The sequence below is a fragment of the Nostoc sp. 'Peltigera membranacea cyanobiont' 213 genome (genome assembly GCF_002245975.1).
GTDB lineage: Bacteria > Cyanobacteriota > Cyanobacteriia > Cyanobacteriales > Nostocaceae > Nostoc.
Map to the genome: position 1 here is coordinate 1 of NZ_NOLI01000212.1, position 9,680 is coordinate 9,680.

8 protein-coding genes are annotated in these 9,680 nt (G+C 42.6%); 2 read left to right on the forward strand and 6 right to left on the reverse strand.

Translation table 11 applies throughout. The features are described from left to right. Positions 1-103 precede the first annotated feature (103 nt). The gene (gene pdhA, locus CDG77_RS32040) at positions 104-1,138 is read right to left on the reverse strand and encodes a pyruvate dehydrogenase (acetyl-transferring) E1 component subunit alpha (RefSeq protein ID WP_094333240.1); all 1,035 of its coding nucleotides are present in this window, start codon (positions 1,136-1,138) and stop codon (positions 104-106) included. Positions 1,139-1,906: 768 nt separating this feature from the next. On the opposite strand from pdhA, the gene CDG77_RS32045 reads away from it, so the two are divergent. Next, the gene (locus CDG77_RS32045) at positions 1,907-4,213 is read left to right on the forward strand and encodes an IMS domain-containing protein (protein WP_094333241.1); all 2,307 of its coding nucleotides are present in this window, start codon (positions 1,907-1,909) and stop codon (positions 4,211-4,213) included. A 16-nt stretch (positions 4,214-4,229) separates the two neighbouring features. On the opposite strand, the gene dhaL is transcribed toward CDG77_RS32045, so the two are convergent. The 3 genes from dhaL to CDG77_RS32065 all read right to left on the reverse strand — a co-directional run bounded on the left by dhaL (position 4,230) and on the right by CDG77_RS32065 (position 7,548). Then, complete coding sequence (dhaL, locus tag CDG77_RS32050; protein WP_094333242.1) at positions 4,230-4,859, reverse strand: dihydroxyacetone kinase subunit DhaL; 630 nt, start codon at positions 4,857-4,859, stop codon at positions 4,230-4,232. A gap of 249 nt (positions 4,860-5,108) precedes the next feature. After that, complete coding sequence (dhaK, locus tag CDG77_RS32055; protein ID WP_094333243.1) at positions 5,109-6,179, reverse strand: dihydroxyacetone kinase subunit DhaK; 1,071 nt, start codon at positions 6,177-6,179, stop codon at positions 5,109-5,111. 493 nt (positions 6,180-6,672) lie between these two features. Then, positions 6,673-7,548 carry an MBL fold metallo-hydrolase gene (locus CDG77_RS32065; protein WP_094333245.1) on the reverse strand — a complete coding sequence of 292 codons (876 nt, stop codon included), beginning with the start codon at positions 7,546-7,548 and terminating at the stop codon, positions 6,673-6,675. A 482-nt stretch (positions 7,549-8,030) separates the two neighbouring features. Here CDG77_RS32065 and CDG77_RS32070 point away from each other — a divergent pair, with 482 nt between their 5' ends. Then, complete coding sequence (locus tag CDG77_RS32070) at positions 8,031-8,216, forward strand: 2-oxoisovalerate dehydrogenase E1 subunit beta (RefSeq protein ID WP_094333246.1); 186 nt, start codon at positions 8,031-8,033, stop codon at positions 8,214-8,216. A gap of 20 nt (positions 8,217-8,236) precedes the next feature. Here CDG77_RS32070 and CDG77_RS32075 read toward each other — a convergent pair whose 3' ends face one another. After that, complete coding sequence (locus tag CDG77_RS32075) at positions 8,237-8,500, reverse strand: type II toxin-antitoxin system HicB family antitoxin (RefSeq protein WP_094333247.1); 264 nt, start codon at positions 8,498-8,500, stop codon at positions 8,237-8,239. Positions 8,501-8,643: 143 nt separating this feature from the next. After that, entirely contained in the window at positions 8,644-9,597 is a 954-nt protein-coding gene (locus CDG77_RS32080; protein WP_094333248.1) for a heme o synthase, read from the reverse strand. Positions 9,598-9,680 lie beyond the last annotated feature (83 nt).

A 9,680-nucleotide genomic window follows, 5' to 3' on the forward strand; every position in this document is an offset into this window, starting at 1 on the left:
GGATTAGGGATTAGGGATTAGAGATTAGAGATTAGGGATTCAAATAACTCTTTCCCAGTCCCTAGTCCCCAGTCCCCAGTCCCCAATCCCCAGTCCCCAGAATTTACTCGTCTTCTGCAAACACGAAACGATATAACTCGCTGGGGTCTGGTTCGGGGCTGCTTTCGGCGAATTTAACCGCGTCGTCGATTACATCCTGAATTTTACGATCAATTGCTTTGATTTCTCCCTCATCCGCCAGATTTTGCTCCAGCAAATAAGCTGCTAACTTCTTAATTGGGTCACGGGCGAACCAAAATTCTTTCTCTGCCTTGCTTCGCATTTCATCTGGGTCAGCCAATGAATGACCCCGGAAGCGGTAGGTAAGCGCCTCAATTAATGTTGGACCTTCACCTGCACGGGCACGGGCTACAGCTTCTTGGGCCACGGCTCGGACTGCTAGTACATCCATGCCATCTACTTCCACGCCCACCATGTTAAATACACTGGCTTTTTTATAAATCTCTGGTTGGGAAGTGGCTCGTTCGTGAGACATCCCAATAGCCCACTTATTATTTTCGACTACAAACAGAATTGGCAGTTTCCATAGGGCTGCCATATTTAGCGTCTCGAAAAACTGACCATTGTTGGCTGCACCGTCGCCAAAAAAGCAAGCCGTCACTTGGTCAGCATTTTTATCTCCCAGCACTTCACGGCGATATTTGCTTTGAAAAGCCGCCCCAGCTGCTACAGGAATTCCCTCAGCCACAAAAGCATAGCCACCCAGCAAGCGATGTTCGGCAGAAAACATGTGCATGGAACCACCGCGCCCTTTGCTGCAACCTGTGGATTTGCCAAATAATTCTGCCATTACCTCTCTTGCTGGTACTCCCGCACTCAAAGCATGAACGTGGTCCCGGTAAGTACTACAAACGTAATCTTCACCTGGTCGCATTGACTGGACAACACCAGTACAAACAGCTTCTTGACCGTTGTACAAATGGACAAAACCAAACATTTTGCCCCTGTAGTACATTTCAGCGCACTTGTCTTCAAACAAGCGCCCTAATACCATGTCCTCATACAACCATAATCCTTCTTCTTTAGTAATGCGCGTATTAGCAGGATTAAATGTGGGTAAAGTACGCTCTTGAACCATTATTTTTGAGTATCCCTGTTGTACAACTTAAAGTTACGGTCTTAAATAAGTTGGTCTGATAACACCTCAGCTTTTAACAGGCTAGCGTTTGTAAGACTCAACAATCAAACTTTATTTATGCACCAAAAAAGGGTCTTAGGGAATAGCTGAATTTTTAATTTTTGATTTTTAACTTTTCAGCCCATGCCCCGTGAGGATTTGACTTTAACGACAATATATGTTGCTTGAAGTTGTTCTCTCTCACTTTTCCCCTTCATAGACTAGCAATCAAGATCGACTGCTTTCTGCATATCCACTAACAATTTAAAAAAAAGGAGGCAAAAATCTATATACCGAAATAGGTAATTGTAATTAAAGGTTAATTATGATATCATCTTGTTCTCTTGTTATCAGGGTCAATTCCCAATAGTAGTATTTTTGTTACTGCATACTGGGAAAGTACCGAAAAAATCAATCATCAATAGATTCTAGGAACCACAACATTTATGCCGTGATTAAAAGCGGTAGTTGTGGTTTGTGGTATCGAAGGCTGATAATAGTCTGTGTTAAACAAAAATACTAAGAATTAAGACAAACAATTGAGGCTTTCTAGGCGAAAGCAAAAAATTAGTACTAAAATGTGACTCAAAATTTCGGGAAGGTACAAAACAAGTTGTTGCGATATACACTTGTAGAGTAAATTCTATACGGCATTATTATGGCACGGTTTTACAGGCCTGGAAAGCTCTAGGTGACATTATGTTGATCGCGGTGCAGGGGAAGTAGGCTGTGCGAATTCCGCTAGATTACTACCGAATTTTAGGACTACCGTTGGCGGCAAGTGAAGAACAATTGCGTCAGGCATACAGCGATCGCATTGTACAATTGCCACGACGTGAGTATTCTCAGGCAGCAATTTCTTCTCGTAAACAACTCATAGAAGAAGCTTACGTGGTTTTATCAGATCCAAAACAACGCAGTACCTACGATCAGCTTTATCTTGCCCATGCCTATGACCCTGATAACCTTGCTGCTGCCGCAGTAGCGCTGGAAAATCGTCCAGAAAGCACTAAAAGGGGTATTGACACTCAAAGTCTGGGTATCGAAATTACCCAAGACGAATTAGTTGGTGCTTTATTAATTTTGCAAGAGTTGGGGGAATATGAACTTGTCCTAAAACTAGGTCGTCCGTACCTGGTAAATAAAAATGGTGCTACAAGTACAAGAAAGAGCAGTAATTTAGCAGACGAAGAAATTTATGAAAATGCAGAACATCCCGATGTTGTTCTCACTGTAGCCCTTGCTTGTTTAGAATTAGGTCGCGAACAGTGGCAGCAAGGTCACTACGAAAATGCTGCTATATCCCTAGAAACGGGGCAAGAACTGCTAGTACGCGAAGGGTTGTTCTCTAGCGTCCAGGCGGAAATTCAGGCGGATCTTTACAAATTGCGACCATATCGAATTTTGGAGTTGTTGGCACTACCTCAAGAAAAGACTGCCGAACGCAGCCAAGGCTTGGAATTATTGCAAAATCTCTTAGAAGATCGTGGTGGCATTGATGGCACAAACAATGATGACTCTGGCTTAAATATAGATGACTTTCTGCGATTTATCCAGCAGTTACGCAACCACTTAACAGTCGCAGAACAGCATAAGTTATTTGAAGCCCAAAGCAAACGTTCTTCTGCTGTTGCCACTTACTTAGCTGTTTATGCATTGATAGCACGGGGATTTGCTCAACGACAACCTGCTTTAATTCGTCAAGCAAGGCAAATGCTTCTGCGTCTGGGTAAGCGCCAAGATGTCCATTTAGAACAGTCGTTATGTGCGTTACTTTTGGGACAAACTGAAGAAGCAACTCGGGTTTTAGAACTTAGTCAGGAGTACGAGGCTTTAGCTTTTATTCGGGAAAAATCTCAAGACTCTCCAGATTTATTACCTGGGCTGTGTCTATATGCCGAACAGTGGTTGCAACACGAAGTATTTCCCCATTTCCGAGATTTAGCAAACCAGCAAGCTTTCCTAAAAGATTACTTTGCTAACCAACAAGTGCAAGCTTATTTAGAAGCACTGCCAAATGATGCAGAAACAACTAATGAATGGGCTGTAATTAACCCCCAGTCTTTTCCTCGGTCTAAGACAAATAATCCTCATTTCCACAACAATTCAACTAGGAATTCAGGGCAATCTAATCACAGCAGAATACCTAACTCAGATTTACCAGAAACACCAATCAAAGAAATACCTGAATATCCAAACTTCTCACCGCCTCTGTGGAATTCATCTGAAAGTGTAAAATCAGAGGTTCCTGCTGCTGAACGGGTGAGCAGAGGCACTAATCAGCATTTGAACGGTTCAGCTAAAAGTGCCGCGCCCAATCATAATCAAAAGCGCAGAAGGAGAAAACCGACTCCATCTGCGAGCCGAGAGCGTTTACTAGATAATCGTCCTCATGCTCGTCGTCCCCGCCGGCGGCGAACTTTTGCGAACACCATAGAAGGAAAAACACGGCTCGTATGGAGAGTGTTTATTTCTTTGGTAAGTATATTAGTTTTTTGGGTGTTAGCCACAACAACTTTTGGATGGTTAAAAAATCTGTTTTTTCCTCCACTCTCTCCGAATTATCCACAGTTGTTTATAGAGATAAATCAACCAGCAGTATCTATTCCTGATGCAAATAGCAAACCAGAATCAGAAGAAGGCCCTTTAACAAAGGCGACGGCAGAGGAAGTTATTGGGACTTGGTTATCTACCAAAGCCGCAGCTTTAGGGCCAAATCATGAGATTAATAATTTAGGCCAGATTTTAACAGGTTCAGCTTTGTCTCAATGGCGGCTGATTGCTCAACAGGATAGGTCAGACAACCGCTACCGCAAGTACAGCCATAGTTTTAAAGTGGAATCTGTCGAGAAAATTGATTTATTTGCAGATCGGGCAGCAGTGGAAGCTACGGTAAAGGAAGTGACGCAGTTATATGAAAATGGTCAGTTTAAAAACTCTTCTAATGATAATTTGCGAGTTAGGTATGATTTGATTCGAGAACGGGCTAAGTGGCGTATTCAGAGTACATCTGTCGTGAATCAAATAACCAGATAAGTTGGAAAAAAGAGTATTATTTATAACTATCCAATACCCCTAGTAAACTTTTTAACATCAAATAAGCAGAAGTCCCTCCTGGATCGGGATGTCCGATACTCCGTTCTCCTAGATAGCTAGCCCGTCCCTTCCTCGCTTGCATTGGTATAGTTTCTTGCAACCCCTTTTGGGCTGCTACTACAGCCTGTTGCATCGCTTTCAGCGTTCCCTCTTCTACAGCCTGCCTAAAAGCGTCTACAGATGGAGACAGTACATCCACCATTGTTTTATCTCCTAGTTGAGCTTTGCCACGTTGCAGCACGCCGTCTAAGCCTGCCTGGAGTAGCTCTAACACATCTTCTGCTGTTAATTCTTGCTTATCTGCTACTGCTGTACTGGCTCGTAAAAACCAGGTTCCATAAAGAGGACCACTAGCACCGCCAATGGAAGAAATCAAGGTCATACTGACAGTTTTGAGAATGTTGCTGATGTCCTTGTCTGTAAGAGTTGGTAACTGGGCACTTACCTTTTTGAAGCCGCGATCCATATTGATACCGTGGTCAGCATCTCCGATCGCAGCATCTAATTCTGTCAAATAGGCTTTATTCGCCTCTATCTCGGTTGCATAAGCCTCTAACCATTGCAATATCTGTGCTTGAGTTACCATAATTCGTAATTCGTAATTCGTAATTCGTAATTCGTAATTTTAGGGTTTAAGTTTTCCTCATCTATACAGGGAGTATTCCAATGTAAGTAAATTTCTCAAGATGATAGATTTTTATCACGTTCACAATGACAGCCTACGCTTTTAAACATTTGGGATGATCCCTCTATACATGGCTTTGTTTGGTGTAGTTATCTAAATATACAGTCTGAAACTATCTTTAATTACGAATTACGAATTACGAATTACGAATTAGTCCCAGCGCCAACTTGCTGTTTTTACTGGTGCATCCCATAAACGGATCGTTTCATCATCTAATTTCAGCAGGGTAATGGAGCAACCTTGCATTTCTAGAGATGTGATGTAAGGGCCTATCAAGTTTCGCACAATTTGTAATCCTTGCTGTTCGCAGATTTGAGCGAGTTTGCGGTAAACAATATACAGTTCAGAAATCGGGGTTCCACCCATACTATTGACAAAAGCTAATAAGCGATCGCCTTTGGCAAATGGGAGATTTGTTAGTTCTACATCTACCCATTCTCCTTTGTCTTCATCCCACTCGCGCAGTGTGCGGCTGTATGCTGCATCCTCAAGAAGCGATCGCGTTAAAATTTCGGTAATCTCGTCTACTGATTTGATTACTGTACGTTCTATTCCAGGTTCACCGTGGATACCGATACCTAATTCGATTTCGCGATCGCTCAATTCAAATGTTGGCGTTCCATTAGCGGGCACTGTACAAGATGTTAGAGCAATTCCCATACTCCGCCCATTCAGATTTACTCGGCGACATAAATTTGCTATTTGTGGTAAATCATACCCAGCCTCAGCCGCAGCCCCACAAATTTTTTCCGCCAGGATTGTTGTTCCCACACCCCGCCGTCCTTGGGTATAGAGGCTATCTTTAACTGCCACGTCGTCATCAATTAAAATATTTAGCGATCGGATACCCTCACCACGGGCTAACTCCGTTGCCATTTCAAAGTTCATCACATCGCCACTGTAATTTTTGACGATATAAAGGATACCACAGCCTCCATCTACTCGTTTGGCTGCTTCTAGCATTTGGTCAGGAGTAGGGGAAGTGAAAACCTCACCAGGACAAGCTGCGTCAAGCATTCCTCTGCCCACGAAGCCAGCGTGCATTGGTTCATGTCCACTGCCACCACCAGAAATAATTGCTACTTTACCCTTTATAGGTGCATCGGCTCGATAGACAAAAGCGGGATCGTAGTTCAGTTTAATTAAATCGGAATGAGCCGCCGCCATACCTTCTAGACTTTCCCGCACAAAGTCTTCTGGCTTGTTGATCAGCTTTTTCATAATCCGTGTCTGGGTAAAAGGGTGCTAAAACTCAGGTTATAGCGCTTGTGGTTTGTATGCAATCAATATATAGCGGTTCTCAGTTGAGTGCAGTACAGATTTAACTCCCAACCCCTTCCCTAAATTTGTTATTTCGGCGAACTCATTTGTTATTTCGGCGAACTCATTTGTTATTTCGGCGTACCCATTTGTTATTTCGGCGTACCCATTTGTTATTTCGGCGTACCCATTTGTTATTTCGGCGAACTCATTTGTTATTTCGGCGTACCCATTTGTTATTTTGGCGTACCCATTTGTTATTTTGGCGTACCCATAACGCACCCTACGAAACTACTAGAAGAGTTGAAACCTATACTGGTCATACTTGTGTGTACACCGTAACCTAAAAGGAGAGAGACTTTGAATTTTCCCCCTTCCTGCGTCGGGAAGGGGGTTAGGGGGTTAGGTTCTTCGTGGGCTTTTTCAGATGACCAAATAATTATGAATTATTCGGTCAATCCAAAGATTCCATTAACTCAATACACTTGTGCATCTGCTGGCGCATGGTTTCCCGATCGGCATGAAACCTTCGCCCATGACCTGGTAGTACCCACTCAAAAGAGTAATTAGCCAAGTTACGCATCGATTTAGTCTGTTCTGACCAAGAATACCAGCAGAAACCGTGGAAGGCAGCTAGTTGTTGCAAGCTTTCTGACCAAGCCAGATGATCGCCTGTGAACAGAAATTTATTTTCATAAAGTAGAACAGTTTGCCCTTTGGTGTGACCGGGAACTGGGATAATTAATAAATCTGGAGTCAAGGTAAATGGTTCAGAACCAGTTAGCTGTATTTCAACATTGCGAGTATCCGCAGTAATATCATCAGTATGAAGGATGCGATCGCACTGAAAATGCTCGGCAAACTTTTGATGATCTGCCACATCATCTTTATGAGTTAGGTACATATAACGAATTGGCCCCAGTTCTTCTAAACGCTTAACTAAAGGCGGCGTAAACCGGGGAGAATCTACCAAAATGTTACCTTCTGGAAGTTGAATTAAATAGCTAGCAGCACCGTAAGATTTTTCAGAATGATAGCCGCAATGGTAAATATTTTCCGCTACTAATATTGGAAACTGTTGTTGAGCATCTTTGATATCTTTTGGTTTCTCAACTGTACCAATAGAACTAGTAGGACAAGCTAAAAGTGCTTCAAGCGCTGCTAATCTTTCTGTATCATTCGTTGGTTGATGATAAACTACCGACTGTTCATCAACACGAGAAAATACTTCAGGAGTCATCCAGCGACAGGTATCACAATCAATACAGGTAGTATCTACATAAAAATCGCCGTTGACATTTTGGGAGCGACGCTGATTTAAATGAGCCATATTAATTAATCCTTTTGCTTCCAGCCGTCTACTGGAGAGCGATAAACTCTATATCACTACGCTAGCAAAAGTGACTTGAGATTGTAGATGCCAGTAGAAGTAAATCTAGTTAAAAATAGAGAGTGGTGAAACTGAGTCAGCAGAAAATGGGAAAACTGAACATAGACTCTACCTGCTGATATATTTCCAAATATGCTTTACTGTTCTAATTCTAGTTGTTCAAATCCTTTTAACCTTGATGACAATAAGCTGAAGTAGGATGGTTGCGTTTTAAAATGGGAAGACAGAAATTATTGTTTTTTATAGATTTATTTGAAGAAATGTCTCCTGTATGGTTTGATGACCCGATCTTCTCTATAAAAGCTCCAAAAGGTCATTTACCATGTTTTAGGATTACTGGGATGACATTAGTAGTGAGTTTGATTTTACTAAGATGTGAAGAGTGTGGGCTTTAAAATTTAGTATTTATAAAAAGATTCGCTATGACTGAAATTGTATTTCTCTTTGAAGATGATCCTGATGGTGGTTATACAGCAGTAGCTCTAACGGAGTCAATTTTTACTCAGGCTGACGATATAGAAACACTAGAGGAAATGGTTCGTGATGCAGTTCACTGCCATTTTCCTAATGAACAACGCCGTTCCAAAATAATCTGGATACTGCTTTAAAACTCTGCGTCCCTCTGCGTTCAACTCCGCGTTCCTTTGCGTTTTACTCCTCTTCCCAATATATAGACAATCTCGCCATAAAGTATTGGTAGAGTATGACCCAAACGCAATCCTAGTACAATCCATCCTTCAAGAGTATCTTGCAAATCCTCCCGGCAAGCTTCTAGTGTTGCAGCGTTTGCCCACACACCTTGACATTCTAGAATTTCGCCATAGAAAGTTCCATCCTCAAGCAACTCATAAGTTGCTTTGTGCATTGCTGTACGAATGTAATTTGTCAACATTCAGCTTTTAATCAATTTGGTTATAACTGAGATTTTATTTTTAATCGCAAATCCGCCAAACTGTAGTTATTATGTATATTTTTTAATTTCCAAAAATGCGATCGCGCCCCTTTATCAAACGCGATCGCTAAATTTTCCATCCCCTAAGCTATAAAATGCAACTTATCGATCGCTGCATTAATTAGATTATGGGTAACGGGAAGACTATCAACTACCATCCCCAGACACAACAGCATCATGTAGGAGATGGAAAAGAGAAACAACTCTTTAGCTACAGCGCGATCCTCTGGATTTTGCAACAACCGCCAAGATTTGTGGATAAATAATCCTCCCAGACTTACAGCGATCGCAGCATAAAGAATTCCACTCGCGCCCAAAGGATAAAACAATAGCACGGTTGCAACTACGGTTAGCAGTGTATAATTCCAAATCTGCCGTACTGTTGCTGCATCACCTTCAATCACAGGTAGCATTGGTATCCCAACCTTTGCGTAATCATCCCGAATCATCAGAGCTAATGCCCAGAAATGGGGTGGTGTCCACAAAAAGACGATGCCAAAAATTAACCATGCTGACCAGCTTAATGTGCCTGTGACGGCAGCCCAACCCACTAATGCCGGAATTGCCCCAGCCGCCCCACCAACAACGATATTTTGGGTGGTGTGGCGTTTTAGCCAGTGAGTATAGACCAAAATATAAAAGACGATGCCAGAGAAGGCTAGCGAGGCGGCTAACAAATTAGCAAATACTGCTAGTAATGTAAAGGAAAGCGTTGCGAGTGCGATCGCAAAAATTAGAGCATCGCGCGGCTGAACCTTACCGGATGGCATCGGACGATGGCGCGTCCGCTCCATGTCATAATCAATATCGCGATCGTAGATACAGTTAATTGTCTGGGCGCTTGCAGCAGCCAAAGTGCCACCAGTGAGAGTTACTAGCAACAGCAATGGATCGACTTCTCCCTTAGCAGCAATCCACATACTCCCAGCCGTGGTAATCAAAAGCAACGGAATAATCCGAGGCTTTGTTAGCTGGTAATAACTTTGAACTACCTGGAAAAATGTTTGGTGGTGGCGAGAGACATTAGTCTCAATCATTTTGGCTCTGGTTTACCTGCAAAGTCTCTTGGGTGCTTTGGTAGGCTCTCGCTGGGCGCTACACCAATGCTTAGGCGGTTCTC

Bases quoted from the DNA above. Each gene is read 5' to 3' on its own strand.
- pdhA (WP_094333240.1), bottom strand. From the start codon at position 1,138: ATGGTTCAAGAGCGTACTTTACCCACATTTAATCCTGCTAATACGCGC.
- dhaL (WP_094333242.1), bottom strand. From the start codon at position 4,859: ATGGTAACTCAAGCACAGATATTGCAATGGTTAGAGGCTTATGCAACC.
- dhaK (WP_094333243.1), bottom strand. From the start codon at position 6,179: ATGAAAAAGCTGATCAACAAGCCAGAAGACTTTGTGCGGGAAAGTCTA.
- CDG77_RS32065 (WP_094333245.1), bottom strand. From the start codon at position 7,548: ATGGCTCATTTAAATCAGCGTCGCTCCCAAAATGTCAACGGCGATTTT.
- CDG77_RS32070 (WP_094333246.1), top strand. From the start codon at position 8,031: ATGACTGAAATTGTATTTCTCTTTGAAGATGATCCTGATGGTGGTTAT.
- CDG77_RS32075 (WP_094333247.1), bottom strand. From the start codon at position 8,500: ATGTTGACAAATTACATTCGTACAGCAATGCACAAAGCAACTTATGAG.
- CDG77_RS32080 (WP_094333248.1), bottom strand. From the start codon at position 9,597: ATGATTGAGACTAATGTCTCTCGCCACCACCAAACATTTTTCCAGGTA.